The organism is Photobacterium halotolerans DSM 18316, from assembly GCF_000425165.1.
GTDB lineage: Bacteria > Pseudomonadota > Gammaproteobacteria > Enterobacterales > Vibrionaceae > Photobacterium > Photobacterium halotolerans.
Genome location: NZ_KE384320.1, coordinates 403,053 through 421,900 on the forward strand (window position 1 = coordinate 403,053; position 18,848 = coordinate 421,900).

At 47.9% G+C, this 18,848-nt stretch carries 15 protein-coding genes and 1 pseudogene; 5 read left to right on the forward strand and 11 right to left on the reverse strand.

Annotated features, from left to right (window positions below):
• Positions 1-312: 312 nt before the first annotated feature.
• The gene (gene radA / locus H511_RS0114965) at positions 313-1,701 is read right to left on the reverse strand and encodes a DNA repair protein RadA (protein ID WP_027253030.1); all 1,389 of its coding nucleotides are present in this window, start codon (positions 1,699-1,701) and stop codon (positions 313-315) included.
• 188 nt (positions 1,702-1,889) lie between these two features.
• Between radA and H511_RS0114970 the strand changes: the two genes are divergently transcribed.
• On the forward strand, positions 1,890-4,250 hold the full coding sequence (locus H511_RS0114970) for a PilZ domain-containing protein (RefSeq protein WP_027253031.1): 2,361 nt from the start codon (positions 1,890-1,892) through the stop codon (positions 4,248-4,250).
• Positions 4,251-4,393: 143 nt separating this feature from the next.
• Here the strand turns inward: H511_RS0114970 and H511_RS0114975 are convergent, their stop codons facing one another.
• Positions 4,394-5,029: a glutathione S-transferase family protein gene (locus H511_RS0114975; RefSeq protein ID WP_027253032.1), complete on the reverse strand. Its 636-nt coding sequence runs from the start codon at positions 5,027-5,029 to the stop codon at positions 4,394-4,396.
• Positions 5,030-5,258: 229 nt separating this feature from the next.
• On the reverse strand, positions 5,259-6,449 hold the full coding sequence (locus H511_RS0114985) for an MFS transporter (RefSeq protein ID WP_027253033.1): 1,191 nt from the start codon (positions 6,447-6,449) through the stop codon (positions 5,259-5,261).
• 95 nt (positions 6,450-6,544) lie between these two features.
• Between H511_RS0114985 and H511_RS0114990 the strand changes: the two genes are divergently transcribed.
• Positions 6,545-7,453, forward strand: a complete 909-nt coding sequence (locus H511_RS0114990; RefSeq protein WP_027253034.1) for a LysR family transcriptional regulator — start codon at positions 6,545-6,547, stop codon at positions 7,451-7,453.
• A 330-nt stretch (positions 7,454-7,783) separates the two neighbouring features.
• Here the strand turns inward: H511_RS0114990 and H511_RS0115000 are convergent, their stop codons facing one another.
• From H511_RS0115000 to H511_RS0115020, 5 genes are all read right to left on the reverse strand, one after another.
• The gene (locus tag H511_RS0115000; RefSeq protein WP_027253035.1) at positions 7,784-8,734 is read right to left on the reverse strand and encodes a hypothetical protein; all 951 of its coding nucleotides are present in this window, start codon (positions 8,732-8,734) and stop codon (positions 7,784-7,786) included.
• Entirely contained in the window at positions 8,724-9,986 is a 1,263-nt protein-coding gene (locus H511_RS0115005) for an ATP-grasp domain-containing protein (RefSeq protein ID WP_027253036.1), read from the reverse strand. The genes H511_RS0115000 and H511_RS0115005 overlap by 11 nt, the downstream gene beginning before the upstream one ends.
• A gap of 90 nt (positions 9,987-10,076) precedes the next feature.
• Complete coding sequence (locus H511_RS24170) at positions 10,077-11,024, reverse strand: phosphotransferase (RefSeq protein ID WP_051288236.1); 948 nt, start codon at positions 11,022-11,024, stop codon at positions 10,077-10,079.
• A 62-nt stretch (positions 11,025-11,086) separates the two neighbouring features.
• The gene (locus H511_RS23575; protein WP_051288238.1) at positions 11,087-12,181 is read right to left on the reverse strand and encodes a trans-sulfuration enzyme family protein; all 1,095 of its coding nucleotides are present in this window, start codon (positions 12,179-12,181) and stop codon (positions 11,087-11,089) included.
• A 75-nt stretch (positions 12,182-12,256) separates the two neighbouring features.
• The gene (locus tag H511_RS0115020) at positions 12,257-13,063 is read right to left on the reverse strand and encodes a 2OG-Fe dioxygenase family protein (RefSeq protein WP_027253037.1); all 807 of its coding nucleotides are present in this window, start codon (positions 13,061-13,063) and stop codon (positions 12,257-12,259) included.
• Positions 13,064-13,702: 639 nt separating this feature from the next.
• Here H511_RS0115020 and H511_RS0115025 point away from each other — a divergent pair.
• Positions 13,703-14,146 carry a DUF2000 domain-containing protein gene (locus tag H511_RS0115025; protein WP_027253038.1) on the forward strand — a complete coding sequence of 148 codons (444 nt, stop codon included), beginning with the start codon at positions 13,703-13,705 and terminating at the stop codon, positions 14,144-14,146.
• 121 nt (positions 14,147-14,267) lie between these two features.
• A pseudogene (locus H511_RS23580) lies at positions 14,268-14,764 on the forward strand (GNAT family N-acetyltransferase).
• A gap of 200 nt (positions 14,765-14,964) precedes the next feature.
• Here the strand turns inward: H511_RS23580 and serB are convergent.
• On the reverse strand, positions 14,965-15,915 hold the full coding sequence (serB, locus tag H511_RS0115035; protein WP_027253040.1) for a phosphoserine phosphatase: 951 nt from the start codon (positions 15,913-15,915) through the stop codon (positions 14,965-14,967).
• Between the two features lie 113 nt (positions 15,916-16,028).
• Between serB and H511_RS0115040 the strand changes: the two genes are divergently transcribed.
• The gene (locus H511_RS0115040; protein WP_027253041.1) at positions 16,029-16,646 is read left to right on the forward strand and encodes a YtjB family periplasmic protein; all 618 of its coding nucleotides are present in this window, start codon (positions 16,029-16,031) and stop codon (positions 16,644-16,646) included.
• A 155-nt stretch (positions 16,647-16,801) separates the two neighbouring features.
• Here the strand turns inward: H511_RS0115040 and deoD are convergent, their stop codons facing one another.
• Together deoD and deoB are read right to left on the reverse strand one after the other, a co-directional pair.
• Positions 16,802-17,524, reverse strand: coding sequence for a purine-nucleoside phosphorylase (gene deoD / locus H511_RS0115045; protein WP_027253042.1), 723 nt, complete (start codon positions 17,522-17,524; stop codon positions 16,802-16,804).
• Between the two features lie 91 nt (positions 17,525-17,615).
• The gene (deoB, locus tag H511_RS0115050) at positions 17,616-18,836 is read right to left on the reverse strand and encodes a phosphopentomutase (RefSeq protein WP_027253043.1); all 1,221 of its coding nucleotides are present in this window, start codon (positions 18,834-18,836) and stop codon (positions 17,616-17,618) included.
• Positions 18,837-18,848 lie beyond the last annotated feature (12 nt).

The following is an 18,848-nucleotide window of genomic DNA, read 5'->3' on the forward strand; positions in this document are numbered from 1 at the left end:
TTTAATACCATAATAACTGGATACATCACTGAGCTGAGAACAGCTCAGAAATGATTCAATTGCCATGTATTACCTCCTATGTAATAAGAAGATTTTACTGGAAGGCTATTGAAAATATTGACTAAAGATAAAGGGCAATTCACTTTTTTCAGTGTGAAATTAACACCTGAAGTGTGAATTTGCTTTAAAACGGTAAACCTTTAATTCCCCTGAACAGGAGTTAATAGCAGTGACTAACGGCAACGAAAGCCGGTGGTTGTGTTCGCCTTACACAACCACCGGCCAGACAGGGGAATAACAAGCCTTCGTGGTTTAAACGGCGACCCGCTCAAACGCGGCCAGTGCTTCTTGCAAGTCTTCAACCGGCATAATTTCAATGCCGGGAAGCGGGCGGCTTGCATTGGCTTTCGGGATAATCGCACGGGTAAAGCCTTGCTTTGCCGCTTCCCGAATCCGTTCGACCCCGTTCGCTGACGGACGGATGTCACCGTTCAGGCCGATTTCACCAAACACCAGTACATCCTGTGGGATCGGGGCGTTTTTGAAACTGGAGAATATCGCCAGCAACACAGACAAGTCCGCAGAGGTCTCTTCGATCCGGATCCCGCCGACACAGTTTACAAAGATGTCCATGTCCGACAGCATCACGCCGCCATGGCGCGCCAGCACTGCAATTGACATTGCCAGCCGGTTAGAATCATACCCCACACTCAAGCGACGCGGTACTTCCGTCATTGACTGATTGCACAGTGCCTGAATCTCCACCAGCAGCGGACGGGTGCCTTCCCAGAGCGTGGTACACACCGAACCTGCATGATTTTTGTTCGAGCGGCTGAGGAATATCGCAGACGGGTTCTTAACCTGCTTCATGCCGGTTTCTGTCATGGCAAAGAAACAGGATTCAGAATCGGCACCGAAGCGGTTCTTCGAGGTGCGCAATACCCGGAATTTTTCATCCGAGGTCGACGAGAGTGCGAACAAGCCATCGACTATGTGGATCAGCTGCATCGGACCGGCCACATTCGAGTCTTTATTGATGTGGCCGACAATCATGAAAGTCACGCCTTCGGTCTTGGCAAAACGGGTCAGTGCCGCCGCCGACTCTTTGACCTGACTCGGGCTGCCCGCCGCCGATTCATTGTGCGCCACCGTCATGGTCTGGATAGAGTCAATAATCACGAAAGAGACTTTCTGCTCGACCACGTGATTGAGGATCTGCTCGACCGAGGTTTCGGCCACCACCTGTATTTTATCGATGTTCGGCGTCGCCAGGCGTTTGGCACGCTGTGAGATCTGGTGAATCGATTCCTCCCCCGAGACATACAGTGCCTGACGGGATTCCGCAACCGCCCCGATGCTTTGCAGCAGCAAGGTGGATTTACCGGCACCTGGATCACCGCAGAGCAAGAGCACAGATCCCGGCACGATACCGCCGCCCAGCACGCGATCAAGCTCTGAAATGCCCGAGCTGAAACGCGGCAGATCTTTACTTTCGACATCCGACAAGGTCTGCACTTTGGTCGACGAACCGGCATAACTGCTGACCGCACCGCTACCTGCACTGCCGAGTGCTGATTTGGTTTTGGGGATGGTAAATTCAGTAATGGTATTCCAGGCAGCACACGCACTGCACTGGCCCTGCCAGCGTGGAAAATCGGCGCCGCAATCACTGCAGACGTAAGCTCTTTTGGTTTTCGCCATTGTATCCCTTTTGAGTCTTCAAGCTGTGACCAGAAAGGGCCACTCAATGCAGGCGACAGCCAATCTGTGGCTAAGAAACAGACAGGACATGCGTCATGCCTGACTTTCCGTCTACAAGCTTATGACAATTCTTCGTTTTACTGCACAATAGGGATCATACCCGATAGAGACCTATTGCTAAAACCACTATGTTGCTGGATGAATACAAAGGACTGATAGAACAACTGCTCCCGGCTTATGACAGCGGAGATTTTAATGATTTGTTTCAGCACCTGACCGCAGATCTCAGCGGCCCGGTACGCTTGCAGATCAAAATGGAACTCAACCGCCTGATGGCTCCCTGCCGTCAGCCCGTTGATTTACGCGGCAAGGTCAGTGGCGAGTGTCGCCCCTACGACATGCACGGTATGACGCACTGGCTGGATGATGTGGCCATGAATGTCTATCGCCGCCGGATCAAAACCTTTGGCGAACAATACCGGGTCGGCCTGTTTGAATCACTGATGAATACCCGTAATAATTTTCGGGTCATGCAGCAACAGGACACACCGGCTCCGCCGCCAGAGGAGCCGACCGAAGCGCTGCCTTTTGGGGCCGAGCTGCTGCGCTTTGGTTACCACCTCAGCCGCAGCGAACAGCGTATCCAGATCACCACACCGGTTGTGCTGACTCTGCCCTATTCACAGGAAGTGAACGGCACCACCTCAGATATTTCGCCTTCCGGCGCACGCTTTCGGGTGTCGTCCGCCTTCCGCTATCATACCGGGCAGGTTGTCACCGCGTACTTCCCCGAACTGGCCAGGCAACTCAAAGACGAACGGCTGGTGCAGGGGATCAGCTACCGGATTCTGGGGGTATCGCCCCATGCAGATAACGACAGCTATACCTGGCTGCGCCTGATGCTGATTGAATCCAGTGACGCTCTGAAAGATGCCATTGAAGCCCGCCAGAAAATGGCGGCCAGCCGCTCGCGCCAGAACCATGAAGATAAAATTATTCAGTCGCGCACCCGGGGCTATGAACACTGCTTCCTCAAACATACCAGCAGCATACCGCTGTTTTTTGCCGGCAATGAGCTGAAATACTGTCTGCTGACAGAGCATAACCGCCATCTCTGGGAACACTGGCATGACGAACGTAATCTGTCGGTGATCAACCATCTGCTGTCTGAAGAGCGTATCCGCACGCTGGGCCGCAAAGGCCTGAGCCAATGCAGTACGCTGATTTACAGCTTTACCCATCAGCACGAAGAAAAAGCCTATTTTTATTCCGCCGCCTTGCCCGAAATGAGCGTGGAAGAGCGGCAGTTGTTCTGGCAGATAGGGGCAACAAGAGAGAGCTGGCGGGTTGTTCGCCTGACGCTGTATCCTATTAGTCAGGATGACAAAATCCAGCTGCAGGAAATCGCCCCTGAGCTGCTGGAAACCCTCTCTACCCTGACCCATATCGGGGTACTGCAGAATTTAACCAACAAGGATGCTCAGCACGACTATCGCCTGACGGAAAAACCAGCACTGCCCAGCAAGCACTTACACACGTTCCGTCATCCGCGAAATCCCGTTTCCGGCTCACACGCCATTTACTTTGATCCCAAGCCGCAGCGCAGCGAATCGCGCTTTCTGTTCCGCACACCGGTCACCCTGTTACAGCCCGGCGCGGCAGACAAAGAAGCCCGTATTCTCAGCGGCTCCAGTATTGATGTCTCCACCCGCGGCCTGAACATTCGCCTGACTGAACCGCTGGATGCCAAGCGGGGCGATGTGCTGAAAGTCACTTTCGATGAACTGCTGAAAATGGCCAAAGACGCCCCGCTGAAACGCATTCCTTATCAGGTTGTCCGTTTAAGTCCCGACAGGCGTAATGTGCAGCTTGAAACCGGCCGCGGTGATGACGCCACACGCAGCGAACATTTTCTGCGGCGGCTCATCAAGCACAACGAAGAGCGGCTGCCTGTCAGTGAAGAAATTATGCCAGCCGGTCCGCTGTTACTGGCCATGCACCAGATGTTGCTGACAAGGCTCAACTGTTTGCCCTTCTTCTGCGAGAAAATTGAGAATCAGGTGAAAGTGCGCGCACTGGGCGCTAACCAGCCGCTGCCGGCGCTGGGTAAACTGATGATGGAGCTGGGCGATGGCAAGCAGATCAATCTGGCGCCCATTTTTCAGAACAGGGTAAAAACGCTGCTCAGCGAACCGATGCGCCCGATAACCGTCAGTGAACCCTATGTACACGAAATGTACCTGGCGGTGCTGCCTCAGCCGCTCGGTCAGCCCAAAGTGATCAGTAAACTGCTCAGTGATTTTCCGACAGGCGACACCCGCCGCCGCTTTGCTCAGCAGGCCAGAGAGCAAGGGCATTTTCTGGCGGTACGTATCACCGCCGTCCCTACGCTGGATCCGACCACCGCACTGATCAGCCGGGAGCTGGCTGAACTGTCCCGTGTGGCCATGCATCGCGCCAGAGCGCTGGAAAATGAGTTTACCTCGCTGATGGGATTCGGTGAGTTCTACGACGTGACCGATGAAGTGCTGCTGAGGCTGGGCCTGTAACGCGTATTAGGTTGAATGAAAACACAAAAACCTGGCATTACTGCCAGGTTGATCTATCGGCCCCTCCCTCGCAACGAGAGCGGCTTGAGCGTGTTTTTGGCGGAGCCGGTCAGATCCGGGCTGACACACAGCCGAAACGCAGGTTAAGCCCGCTCCTTGTCGGCCAGTTCGAAATGCGCTATCTGATCCGCATAAGCTTTCTTAAAGGCCGGACGGCTGGTTAAACGAACCACGTAGGCTTCCGAAGCCGGGCGGTTACTGACAGCGCGCACTTGCGGTATGCGCAGCACGTCAGCCATCAGCAGGTCCGCAGCCGTGAACCGATCGCCAGCAAGCCATTCTCGCTTGCTCAGCACATCCTCAAGTTGCGCCAGGCGCTTGTCTACCCACCCGGTCAGTGCATTATCGCTATGACCGGAAATCGTCAGAAACCACCAGGGTACGCTGACCATCTCAATAGAATTGAGCGCCGCAAATACCCATTGCAGCGTGTGCGCCTGACCAACAGCATCGCCCGGCATCAGCTTGTCAGATTGCTGCGCAATATGCATAAGGCATGCGCCACTTTCAAATAACTGCAGTTCACCGTCACTCAAAAACGGCACCTGGCCAAAAGGCTGACGGACAAGATGATTAGTCTCGCGGCCATCAAAGGGGATCGTTTGCACTTTGTATGGCAGCCCTGCTTCCTCGCATGCCCATCGCAAGCGCAAGTCACGCACAAAGCCGCGCGGGCCTTGTGGTACCCAGTCTAACGTCCAGATAGTCAACTCGCTCATTGTCTAACTCTCCCGTTAAGTCGCCCAACCAGTAACATGGAGTCCCGCTTGATCAGGCTTTGTCGCACCTGACCAGCCTGATTCACTATGCCACAGCCGGTTTATGATATTGATTTAACCAAGCTTAGCTTCAATATCCGCGGTGAGGTTTATCTGGGTAAGGATCTGACAGCAGAAGCATGCTAAAAGGGCAGCAATGCTTTGCTGCTGTCCGAAAATGGATACGGGACTAATCTGTCTGAGGCAACTGCGACGCTGTTTGGGCAGACGATACGCAAAGCTGAGGCGACATTCCAAGCACAGTCAGACCAAGGATAGCAATGGCAGCTCCCAGCCATATTGTGGCATGCAGACTGAAGCCTGAATCCAGTGTCAGACCTGCCGCAAAGCTGCCGAACATAATCCCTGCGTTAATCACAGAAGCGTGCAAGGTATTGATAAAGGCCCGTTGCCCCTGTGGTAACGACATCAGTCGGCTGACCAGGGCCGGGTTGAGGCTCACCCCACAAAAGCCCAACAGTACCAGACAAATCACTGCTACCCAGCCAATGTCGGCAAACAGCGCAAACATCACAAAAACAGTGATCATAATAGCCAGACCGCCCATGATTGTTGCTTTAGCATGTTTCACAGCCAGGCCAGCAACGACATAGTTTCCAACCAGCATGCACAGCCCGTAAGCCAAGAGTAACCAGGTAACAGCCCCTTCCGGCAGAGCCGCTAAATCAGTCAGAATCGGCACGATAAAGCTAAAAGGCGCATAAACCGCACCAATCACACAAAAGCTGGTCGCAAAAACCCACCATAACTTCACATCCAGTACCCCTTTCAGCTCTTGCTTTAACGGATGCGAAGCTTCTGCTGGCAAGGACGGGACCGCCTTCAGCGTCAAGGCTGCGCTGAACACTGCCAGTGCCACGACCACATAAAAGCTTTCACGCCATCCCCAGTATTCTGCAATCACTTTTGCCAGAGGCAGACCGATAATGGTGCCCAACATGATACCCGCCAGCACCATAGCAACGGCTCGCAACGTGTCTTTGGGGGCGACCATCCTTGAACAAAGCCCAATCGATACCCCAAAGAATGCGCCGGACACCATACCTGTAACAGCACGTGCCAACATCAGCTGGGTATAGCTGTGTGCCAGAGCACCAAAGAGCTCACCCAGAATAAAAATGCTATACAGGCAAGCCAGAATCGTGCGCGGTGGAAAGCGAGAAAGTGCAAGTATGAGGATTGGACCGCCAATGGCCATACTGGCAGCAAAGGCTGAGACCAGATAACCGACCTCAGCAATGGAAACACCCAGATCGGCTGCCAGCGCAGGCATAAAACCCAGCACCTGCAACTCGCAGGAAATCATGATAAAGATACCGAGACTAAGAAGGTAAACCACTGAAGGTAAAGGAGATCGCATAAATTCATTCCAAGTGATGTTTAAGGTTCACCCAGTATCATTTATGACATATGATCGATAAATACTTTGAAATCATTTCACTAATGACTTAAATCATGGATGCTGATCTCAATGCCATCAGGCAATTCATCAAAGTGGCCGACCATCAAAGCTTCACCGTTGCAGCCACGCAGCTAGGTATCACGCAATCGGGTATTTCCAGGGCTATCAGCAGACTGGAAGCACAGTTGGGTGTTAAATTGTTACATCGCAATACCCGCAGCCTGAGCCTGACCGCAGACGGTGAATTATTTCTGTCTCGCGTCCGCCCATTAATCTCCGGACTTTCTGATGCTCAGCATGAAATGCAGCATCATGGCAATGCTCCCAAAGGCACGCTGAAAGTCAGTGCGCCTTCCGCATTTGGACGGGCTATCCTGATTCCGATCGTCAGTGAGTTACTGGAATCCCATCCCCAGTTAAACATCGAACTGGTTTTGACCGATCGAATAGTCGACATTATTGATGAGGGATTTGATGCGGTCATTCGCAGCGGCCCCGTTGCCGATGCCCGAGTGATAGCCAAGCGCTTATCGTCAGCCCATTGGGTCACAGTGGCCTCTGCCAAATACCTTGCCAGACGTGGCGTCCCAAATTGTATCAAGGAGTTATCGCAACATAATTGCCTGAGAGTTCGTTTATCTTCAAACGGGCTGATTAACCCATGGCGGTTTACCGATAACGGTAAACCCATCAGCATGGATGTGAGTGGGAATCTCATTCTTGATCATGGCGACCCTTTGGTTGAAGCAGCCGTCGCCGGCACCGGAATTGTGCAACTGCTGACTTTTTTCGTTCGGCCATATCTCGCCGACGGACGCTTACAGGAAGTGCTCAGCCACAATGCACCGCCTCCTCAGCCACTGACTTTACTCTACCCGCCATCTCGTCAATATTCGGCCAAACTGACTGTGTTTCGCGAGGCGCTCCTATCCCACTGGGGCGATCGGGACGCAGACAGATGACGAGCAGGGTGCTCTCGTTTGCTTAAGTGCATGGCGGTACCACGCGCTTCCATGATCATTAACATTTTTCAAGGAACTGCCGGATTGTATGAAGGAGCCTGTTGCGAATGATTTTATGATTCCAGGCGACACGGCCATCTTGATTCCAAGCACTGACCTGAAAAAATATTCTTGGCTGAAATATCCATGACGGACGCTCCTTTACTTTGAACTAAGCGTTAACTGCTTACCTCTGGCGCATTGACGCCGAGGGAGGAACGTTCATCACATCACACCTATTTAAGCTAACCACAAAGCTGTATAACGAAATCGACAAAAGATTCGATATATTTAGTCTGCGAGTCTAGCAGACTTGCGCCTTATTTTGCTTGTGATGAACTTGTAAGTATCGTCATTAGCTATCAGCATTACGGACAGAAGCACAACCAACACTAGCAGTTTCGTATTACTGTACTCTATCGACGGGTCAAAAAACTCCAGCAGCAAAGTAATACAGGGGGTGATATTAATAATAATGTTGGTAGTCAGTGCGCTTGTTAGCTCAATACCCTTCTGAAGCATCCACAACGGCAGCATATTCCCCAATAGCACTATTATTGGTAGGTATGCCCAGAAACTGGATTGCACCGTCGCCAGAGCGCCCTCGCTCGGCAATAGTAAATAGCATACACAGATGAGTAACGGAAATCTGAACGACTGTACATTTACGGCATTAAACTCTCTCTTTGACAATTTTTTTGCTATGTATGTACCCATGGCTAGGCATGTTGAGGTTACGATACAAACCAAACTAAGCGCCAGAAAAAATATAAAGTCTGAATCGAAAGGATTAAACCTTTGACCCTCTACAGCAAGCATCATCAGGACAGCAACAGTGCAAGCCAACAGCACTGTTATAACGATGTTTTTTATGTCAATTGAGTTTTTGTTATACATTTCTATTAAAACAGAAATAATTGGGCTTAATCCAAAAATTATGGCTACCATTAATGATGGCTCTGTCCACTTTAAACCAATGAATAGCCCGACCCAAGAACCTAACGTAGATATATTCAACAATGCAATTAGCTTGTAGCTATTGAATAGAACATTTAATTTCACAGGGATAAATACCAGTGTAACTAAGAGAAAGCCTAGCCAAGTAAATGTAAAGGTCCAAAACAATAACACAAACAAGTTGAAGCTTTGCAACAAGCCAGAAAGCAGCACATCTATTGCAGCCCCCAAAATACAATACCCAAGAATATAATTTTGGCCAGACATCTTGATTTTACTTTTCATAGAATTCAAACATTCCCTGTCTTTCGAGTTCAACTATTAACTGATAATCATAATTAAGCTGTTCATAACTACTATGACTTAAAGCAATCCAGCCTGGTGAGCTGAATACATCTGTAGTGAGTTTAATTTCCTGATCAATGCTAGGCATACTCGATTTCTTATAGGATGGCAAGTTAGAAATAGTATCGATATGCTTGACTGACTCTACAATGCCCGAGCTAAAGGATATCAGCTCTTTAATTTTCAAATATTTTAGTGGCATGTATTCTTCCGAAATTGATTCCAGAAAACTTTCAGTTGAACAGATACTCAGTACGAGTTCATCAATTTGTGTCCGCTTCAATGCAAGGGATGATAATGCAGGGAAACCGGCACCGTGAGGTCTCGCACCCGTTTCAATTAATTTCCACCCTTCTTCTGTTAAAAACAGTTCAGAATGAGCTGCGCCAAACTTGATCCCAAGTGAATTCAGGCAGCTAAAAACATAGTCTTTAAGCTTAGAGTGATCTTGCTCGTCGAATGAGGTTAGTTCTGTGAACTCACAGATTGAATCGGAGCCATTGTAGCTGCCTTTACCCATTTTCCATATCGCACAGATTTTGTGACATCCATTATAACTAACAGTATCAACCACATACTCTTCGCCCACAATGAATGGTTGTAATATAATGACTTCATTTTTCAAATTAAGCTGGTTACTTTTATTGAACAGACTATTTGAATGAGTCCTAACTTCTTCAATGTTTTTACAAACAAATACGGAATCCGTGCCTGCACTATCAACGGGCTTTAATACAACTTTCTGATATTTATCAAATAAATCAGTAGCATGGTGAACCGCTTCAGTCGGATTCGTGAGTCTGTAAGTTGGTATATGACTAAGATTACTATTTCTCAAGCTCTCCTGCATTAGGTATTTGTTTCTTCGAAAACGACTTGTTTGCTTGTTATTGCCGAGTACGCCTAAGGCGTCGGCCAAATGATCTGCGAGTTCAATCCCTGTTTCACAACCTGCAATCACCGCAATAATGTCATATTGTTCCAATCGATTGATGGTATCAGTTCCCACATACTGCAGGTTTATAAAAAAGTCACCAGCTCTATAGCTATTTGTTAGTTTCTGAGGTAGATCGCTTCTACTTTGTATATGTGCACACCTGTCTCCTCTCTTATTAAATTCAGCGGCTAATTCATTTCCCGATGAGTAGGCATCAACGAGAACAAAAATCTTTTTAGAGTCCTTGGTTTCCATGTGGCTTTGTTACTCCAAACTATAATAATGGGCTATGTGCCGAAAGTTTACAGGTTACTTTAATACCGAGTATTTACACTCGGCATCCTATTAAACATTGACAGTAAGAATGTCATCAATCTCTGTAAAATCGGTGTTTTCAATACTTTTTGCCAATTTAACCATTTCGAGGTATTTTTCTGAATTATCATCACCCGGCTGATAGATTCTATACCTCCAATACCGCCAAAGTGAAGTAAGTATAGCGGCGTATTCCGTATATGTTTTGAGAACTTTTATCTCGCTTTCTTCCATGGCTCTTGAAGATTTGTAACCGGAGATTAGATGTCCAGCTTTTTCCAGTGACAACCCTCCCCCCGTGCTACAAGTACCGACTATAGCCATTGCGATGTCAAAAACAGAGTGGTAAACACAAGTCAATTCGAAATCAATCATGCTGATGAACTGATCGCCGTCAAATAACATATTGTCATAAAAAAGATCAGAGTGAATGACAGAGGTAGGTAAGCCACTGATACTTTCTACAGCAAGATTCCTAAGCCTACTCTTTGCCCAGCGCTCATAATCCTGATCGACATCGGCTTCAAGGGCATCCATAAACTTCTTCTGCTCATAGAAAATCGAATTTCCTAAAAAATTGGGGACAGGTATGGTATGTAGTTTCGCGACTGCAGCTCCAAGTTGCCTAAGCATATCTTCACTTAAGTCTTGGCATACTGTGCCATCCATGTAGGTTCTCAAGAGAGAGGGCTTCCCCCTTAATGTAATAGAATAGCTTTCCTGTTGTTTTGGTTTGATAAGCAAAGATGTCTTATAGTGATACGCTTCCAACCACACAAGCGTATTTGCCATGATCTCAACTTCATCACGACTTTGCTCTTCAATGATACTAAAGACACAGCGACCGATATCAGTTTCGATACAGTAATTCGTATTGCCTGAACCCGCACCCAAGAAAGCACTGCTTTTTACAGTTAAACCATAAAGAGATTCAATGTGCCTAACTTCATCGCGATTTAACGTTAAACTTGATTCCATTTTCAGTTCCATATCATTCATTTGAGCGCTTGGTGCAAATCTTCATACAAGTCATTAATGTCTTAGATGCCGACTGACATTCGTATTAATTGCGTCGTAACACCTGATTTTTTTTGCTCCTCAGCACTAAGACTTCTAAATGATGATGATGCTTGGTAAGGAGAATTTAATGTTGTTTCCAGATCCCCCAAACTGTTTGAAGGTATGATTAAGTTTAATTTCCTCTGAAAGCTTGTCGCGTCAAACCTTTCTGCAATCTCAAAGCTTACCATCCCGCCAAATCCCCGCATCTGCTCACCAGCAACTTTATGATTGTGATGGCTTGGTAGTCCTGGATAGTACACTTTTGTAACATTTGGATGTTCATTTAAGCGAGAAGCAAGTTCCATAGCGTTGCGATTAATTTTATCCATACGTATCGCCAATGTACGCAAACTTCTCTCTAGAAGGTGGCATGACTGGGCATTTAAACAGCCTCCGAAATCATTCATATAGTCAGTCATTAAAGCGATGGACTCTTCGCTTCCTACTGCAACACCTCCTGATACATCGCCATGACCACCCAAAAACTTCGTTGCACTGTGTAACACCAAATCGACCCCATATTCCAAGGGGTTTTGATTAATTGGTGTTGCCACAGTGTTATCAATAAACGTGAACAAGCCCTTACTCTTGGCAAAACTAACCAATAACTCAATATCAATAATTTTGAGTAATGGATTGGTAGGCGTTTCGATATATATCGCTCTTGTATTCGAATTTACACACTTGATGATGCTCTCTACATCGCAACTTTTGGATACACTGTAAGTGATACCTAACTTTGAAAAGTGATTCTGTATAAATTTAAGTGCTCCAGAGTAAACACCATTTTGCAAGACAATGTGATCACCTGATTTTAAATGAGACAGCATAGCCGTAGAGAAAGCCGCCATACCAGAACTGAATACCAATGCAGCTTCACCGCCACTTTCTAGTGCACACATTTTCTCTGCGACTGCACGTTGATTGGCTAAATTAGCATGTCTTGGATACACATCTTCTGCCATATCTAGGTGTTTGTGGGAACTCGACGGAAATAGCGGAGAGAGAATTCCACCATGCATCTCGTCTTTTATTGTTCCGCGGTGAACTGCAATAGTTTCTTTTGCTTGCACTGTTAATACCTTTTTATAAAATTAGGAGGTACCGTGTAATATCGATTAGATGCCACACGGTATATAGTTCTTTAATTATGAAGGGCTGTTTGGCATTGCCAACATCGGTGTGAAGTCAATCAATATGACATCGCGATAACCAACCTGACTGTGTTCATCAACATGAATCGGTTTCACTTGATGCCATACTAAATCATCGACGATACCTATCGAATCAAGTGGATTATGCATAATTTGATTACAAAGGATGTTAGTCTTAGTATTGTCTGTGATGATATTTTCACCACCAGATACTCCAACACGGTTTATCAAATGTATCCATGTACAAGGCTCTCCATCTTTATGGAGTCGATTGGGTACAGAAATACTTGGCGATTCAACCATCGCTTTCATTCGAATAAAATGAATGCCGACTTCCATGGGAACAGTCGAGGAATACTGATATAACGGCGAGTTTTTAAAGTCATGAAAAATGAGCGAACGAATCAGATTATTTAACAAGATATCGTTTGGTACTGGCTGAAATTTCCTCGCTTCATTTCTGACTTCATCATTAAAACCAATATCTTGCTTGTAACAAGATGTATTTTCAGAAGATTGAGGCACTAATATATTTAATAAAGGTAAATACACATATTTACTGTGTTGTCGATAACGACCTGCGTTTTCATCGTATTGGTCCAATGCAAGTGAGTCAAAATGTCTCTGAATAAGACTTAAATCTAATTTCTGTGCATCGGTAAGACTAAAATCCTCCGAGTTTAAACTGCAAAACCCCATAATTTTCATCTTTTGATATGCGTTCACTCGGCATATAAGTGAATTTTCAAACTCTTTATAGCCATCATAAATATTAGTGTGATTTTCGTTCTCAATAATCATAGTGAAATTTACCTTATTCTCTGATTAACAAAATATGTTTTTTCACGTGCACTGCAATCCTCTGAAACATATAAATAAGATATCCCTCTATTTAACAAGTGAACTTTTATTTTATTAAAAATAATAAATTAGCTTTTAAACTTTTCGAAATATGGTAGACCAGATATTTTCATATGCGTAATGCATACCTATTATCCGAACTTCATCCATTAGATAAATTCGATTTAGCAAAACTAAGTCATAAGAGAAAAAAATAAAATTTATCAGTCATATTAATTGATAAGATTACAAATCTGGCTAAATGGTGATTATCAGAACTACAAATTTCGCGGCAAGAGCAATAAGTGTAGCTTCGTTCACAGTACCGTACAGCTCATGCATCGCAGAGCAGTGCTTCTAGTGCTCCGTCACAAAATAAGCAATAATGGGCATTGCAATATATAGCATACCAAAGTGATAGCGCGCATGTTAGTAGATAATGTATGCCATTGCAAGCATATTAACATCTTGCATATTTTCACAGAAAAGTGTGAACTAGATTAGTGTTGATTTAGTAATAAAAGTGCTGTGCTGAAAGCAATCTATACCGTTGGCCATAGCCTCAACACAGCATCACACCTCAAAGAAATAAGGATTTTTATGCTTGATTTATCCAGCTTTCCAGATGAAAACTCTAATCGATTTATTGCTGTATTAAATGGAAAAATTGAGACCGGAAGGCTCTATAATGCTCTTGGTCATATGGCAGCGGGACTTGTAGCTCAAGTTGGTGATGTCGATAGCCTATGTTTTTTGCAGTATCGAGACAAGGAAGAGGGGATTCACCCGTCGATTTCGCACTATCCGTTTATCGTCCTTAAGGCTGATAATTCCAATAAGATTAGAAAAGTTCGTGGAGAACTATTACAGCGAAATATCCCATTCACCGATTTTACTGACACAATGATAGTTGGAACATCAGCGGAACAAATAAAAGCAACTTCAGAAAAATCAGAGCAAGACTTAGAGTACTTCGGTATTTGTATGTTCGGTGATACCTGTGAACTCAAGGAGTTCACAGGTAAATTCAGTTTATTTAAGTAGTTATATTTGTCGGTGTAAGTGTAACGAGGTGCTTCTGCTGACGAGTGGTATGTAGCTGAAGAGATTGCGCCCCTCCTTTGTGGTCAACTAATTCCAGACAGTAAATTAGTTGACCACTACAATGATGAATACGGTACTGCTCGATAAAGATAAACACGATAGAAACCGATTCAACTGCGGCATTGAACCCCTTAATAACTAGCTGAAAGTAATGGCAAACCAGCAAGCAAAGAAAGACAATACCAGAACTTTCGTTTTAGAAGATGATAACGATAGCGCACATGTCATCGGCTTCTATACGTTGACTATGACACCCATTGACTTAGCGGCTTTACCTGACAAATTACAGAAAAGCACCAATCATCAACGTCCGGCGGTCTCATTGCCCGTTTAGCTGTTGATGAACGCTACAAAGGAAATGACTTCGAAGAGTGGTTACTTATTGATGCGCTACGAAAGCTATTAGCCGCTATTAATAGTGTGGTATTCCCCGTGGTCATCGTTGACGCCAAAGACGGTGCAAAGCACTTCTATGAACGTTATGGGTTTCGAGCATTTCAGGATTCCGAGAGCAAATTGTTCATCACGATTGCTGATGTCAGATCGAGCTTAAGTTAGTTAAATGCCAGCCTTTCGCAAACTGGTATTTTATTCAACGAAATAATGCCGTGTAACTCTGCCGTATATCTCGCCGTTGCACTGAGTTGATAATTCAATGACGAGAAGCCCCTGGCAAGATACATCAAATCACGCCTGTCTGCTCACCGAAAAAAAGCGAAACCGGTCGGTTTCGCTTGTAGTTATGGCATCAGAATACCTTACCAGCCGATTTTCTGCGGCCAGAGGGAAGCGGAAAGAATACACAGCACGCCGCCGAGATCGGCGTAGCGGACGGCGGCGGGTGCGGCTGCTACTACTTTGGGTTTGGCGTGATAAGCGATGCCCAGCCCGGCGGCTGCCATCATCAACAGATCATTGGCGCCGTCACCGACCGCTACCGTGTTGTGCCTGGCAATATCGTATTCTTCTGCCAGCTCGCGCAGGATATCGGCTTTGGTTTGTGCATCGACCACGCTGCCGAGTAGCTGGCCGGTCAGTTTACCGTCGACGATTTCCAGCTGGTTGGACTGGGCGTGGGTCAGGTTCAGCTCGTCTTTGAGATAATCAGAGAAATAGGTAAAGCCGCCGGAGGCAATCGCGGTTTTCCAGCCATAGTGGTGCAGCGCCACCACCAAATCGCGCATTTCCGGCATCAGTGGCAACTGGTTGCGGACCTGCTGCAGAATCTCAGCACTGGCGCCTTTGAGGGTGCCGACGCGCTGGCGCAGGCTCTGTTCAAAATCCAGTTCCCCCAGCATGGCTCGCTCTGTCACTTCCGCCACCTGCTCACCGACACCGGTCAGTTTGGCAATTTCATCAATGCATTCGATTTGAATCGCCGTGGAGTCCATATCAAACACCACCAGACCCGGCTCGGACAAATCCGGCAAGTCTTTATAATGGGCGTAATCAATCTTGCCGGCGTCCAGCGCACTGATCAGGGTGTCGGACAAGGGGTTGGTCAGCAGCAGTACGTCGTACTCGCCCACCTTCCAGGCGGCCACCGGCGACAGGCTCTCACCAGTCTGGCTCTCAAGGCGATCGATACGATCTGTGGTCAGAGATTTACTGTAAATCACTGAAGCCACGTGTTTAACATCCAGGTTACTGCTGGCAACACAGTCTGGAAAGCGGGTATGAAGCGAAGTATGTTTTTTTATGGTCAGCACTGTATATCACATCCCTGTAAAGGCGTATTCAACTCCCTTCAAAGTACCCTATTGCAATTTGTCAGGGCAAGTCCCAATATTGCTCAGTTAGCCTTATCGAAGAAGTCACGACTATGTTTAAGTTCAAAACTGTACGCATGCAGCGTATCTGGCAGTTTCTGGTATTAGCCGTTAGTTTTGCCGGCTTGATTACCATGCTGGAGTACGGCGCCCGGCTGAATCAGAATAACTTCAACATGCTGAGTGAGCAGACGCAGTCGCTGTCTCGCATTATCGCCCGTCAGGCTGCCAGCACAGCAGCTGGCGATATTCTCGACAAACAGCAGGATAAGCTGCAGGATCTGGTCAACCGTATTTCCGATGAACCCCTGATACTGGACGCCAGCATTTATGATCTTGAAGGGGTTCCGCTGGCGCAAACCGAAGGTGCGATGCCGCTTGAGCAGGTGTCCGGTCTGACCACCCCTCTTTCTACTGCCAGTATCGGCCGCCAGCAGCTGGTTCAGCCTGTGATGACCGATGAGGGTCAGGTGGTCGGCTTTGTCCGCCTGACGCTGGAACACGGTAAACTGGTCCAGCACGCTGCCGATCAGATTGACAGTATGACCAACACAGTACGCGGAATGTTGCTGGTCGCGCTGTTGATCGGTTTTATTCTGGCTTATACCTTCGGGCGCCGAAAAGACGTATGGCATTTCCCGTTCCTGCTGACAGCGAACGCCAAGGATTAGGTGTTCTCTCCCGTGCGGCGAAAGCACTTGCAGAGCTGCATTGTCCCACGCGGTATGAGCAAAAAAAGACGACCATCAGGTCGTCTTTTGCTTTGAGTCAGAGGCCAGCAGCCTCTTTTGCGCGTCCGCCTGTCTCCACAAGCGTAGACTCAAATTCAGGCGTCTTTATCACCCAGCAGGACAGATTCCAGGGCGATTTCCATCATCTCTAAAAACGTGGTCTGACGCTCATCAGAGGTCGTCGCTTCGCCACGCAGAATGTGGTCAGACACGGTACAGATAGTCAGGGCTTTGGCACCGAATTCCGCCGCCACACCGTAAATACCGGCCGCTTCCATTTCCACACCCAGAATGCCGTACTTATCCATGGTCTTGAAGAAGTCGAAATCCGGGTTGTAGAACAAATCAGCAGAGAACAGGTTGCCGACTTTTACTTCAATCCCTTTGGCTTTGGCAGCATCCACGGCATTTTTTACCATGCCAAAATCAGCAATGGCCGCAAAATCGTGACCACCGAAACGGATGCGGTTCACTTTAGAGTCGGTCGAGGCGCCCATGCCGATCACCACATCGCGCAGGTTGACGTCATCACGCACCGCACCACAGCTGCCGACACGGATGATTTTCTTCACGCCGAAGTCTTTGACCAGCTCAGTAGCATAGATAGAACAGGAAGGAATGCCCATGCCGTGGCCCATCACAGAGATCTTGCGGCCTTTGTATGTGCCGGTAAAACCGTACATATTGCGCACATTACAGACTTCTTTCACCTCTTGCAGGAAAGTGTCTGCAATGAACTTGGCACGCAATGGATCGCCCGGCATCAGAACCACGTCGGCAAAATCACCCATTTCAGCGTTAATATGTGGAGTAGCCATCTGTTCGCTCCTTAAATTTGTTGAGTGCCTCATCCATTATGGACGAGGCTGTGACGCATTCAGCATCAAACCTCACCACACTGCTGTGCGGTTACAGAAAAGATTTGCCGTAATCCATTGCCGAGGTACCGAAGTAGCTCGCCAGGCTCTGGCCGATATCGGCAAAGGTGTCGCGACGGCCCAGTGAGCCGGCCGGGATCTTAGGGCCACTCACCAGCACAGGAATGTGCTCACGGGTATGGTCTGTGCCCGGCCAGGTTGGGTCACAACCGTGATCGGCTGTGATGATCAGCACATCGTCTTCTTTCAGCTGCGACAGCAGCTCAGGCAGGCGACGGTCAAAATATTCCAGCGCGGCGGCATAACCGGCCACATCGCGGCGATGGCCGTAGGCGGAATCGAAATCGACAAAGTTAGTGAACACTATGGTGTTGTCACCGGCTTTTTCCATTTGTGCCAGGGTGGCATCAAACAGGGCTTCCAGGCCAGTTGCTTTCACTTTCTGGGTGATACCGCAATGGGCATAGATATCGGCAATCTTACCGACAGACACCACTTCACCCTGCTTCTCTTCCACCAGTTTTTGCAGCACAGTGGCTGACGGTGGCTCAAGGGACAAATCACGGCGGTTGCCGGTACGTTCGAACTGTCCCTTAGCCGGGCCGATGAACGGACGGGCAATCACGCGGCCGATATTGTAGTCTTCCAGCTCTTCGCGCACGATCTCGCACAGCGTCATCAGGTTATCGAGGCCGTAAGTCTCTTCATGGCAGGCAATCTGGAACACCGAATCTGCCGAGGTATAGAAAATCGGCTTGCCGGTTTTCATGTGCTCCTCACCCAGATCGTCCAGTACCTGAGTACCGGAAGCATGGCAATTACCCAGGTATCCAGGCAGTTGTGCGCGTTCGACAATGCGATCCAGCAACTCCTGCGGGAAGCTGTTGCTGGTGTCGCTGAAGTAACCCCAGTCGAACAATACCGGCACCCCGGCGATTTCCCAGTGACCGGACGGGGTGTCTTTGCCGGATGAGAGCTCAGCAGCGTGACCGTAGGCGCCGGTGATCTCAGCCACAGGATCTAACCCTTGCGGGAATTCACCGCAGGACTCTTCCGCGGCTTTACCCAGCCCCAGCCGGGTCAGGTTGGGCAGGTTCAGCAAACCGCTGCGATCGGCATTGTCGGCGCGGCCTTCGGCGCAGGCTTTGGCAATATGGCCCATGGTGTTCGAACCCACATCGCCAAATTTGACCGCATCTTCAGTGGCACCCAAGCCAAAAGAATCGAGTACCAGGATAATTGCTCTTTTCATCATTGCTCCAAT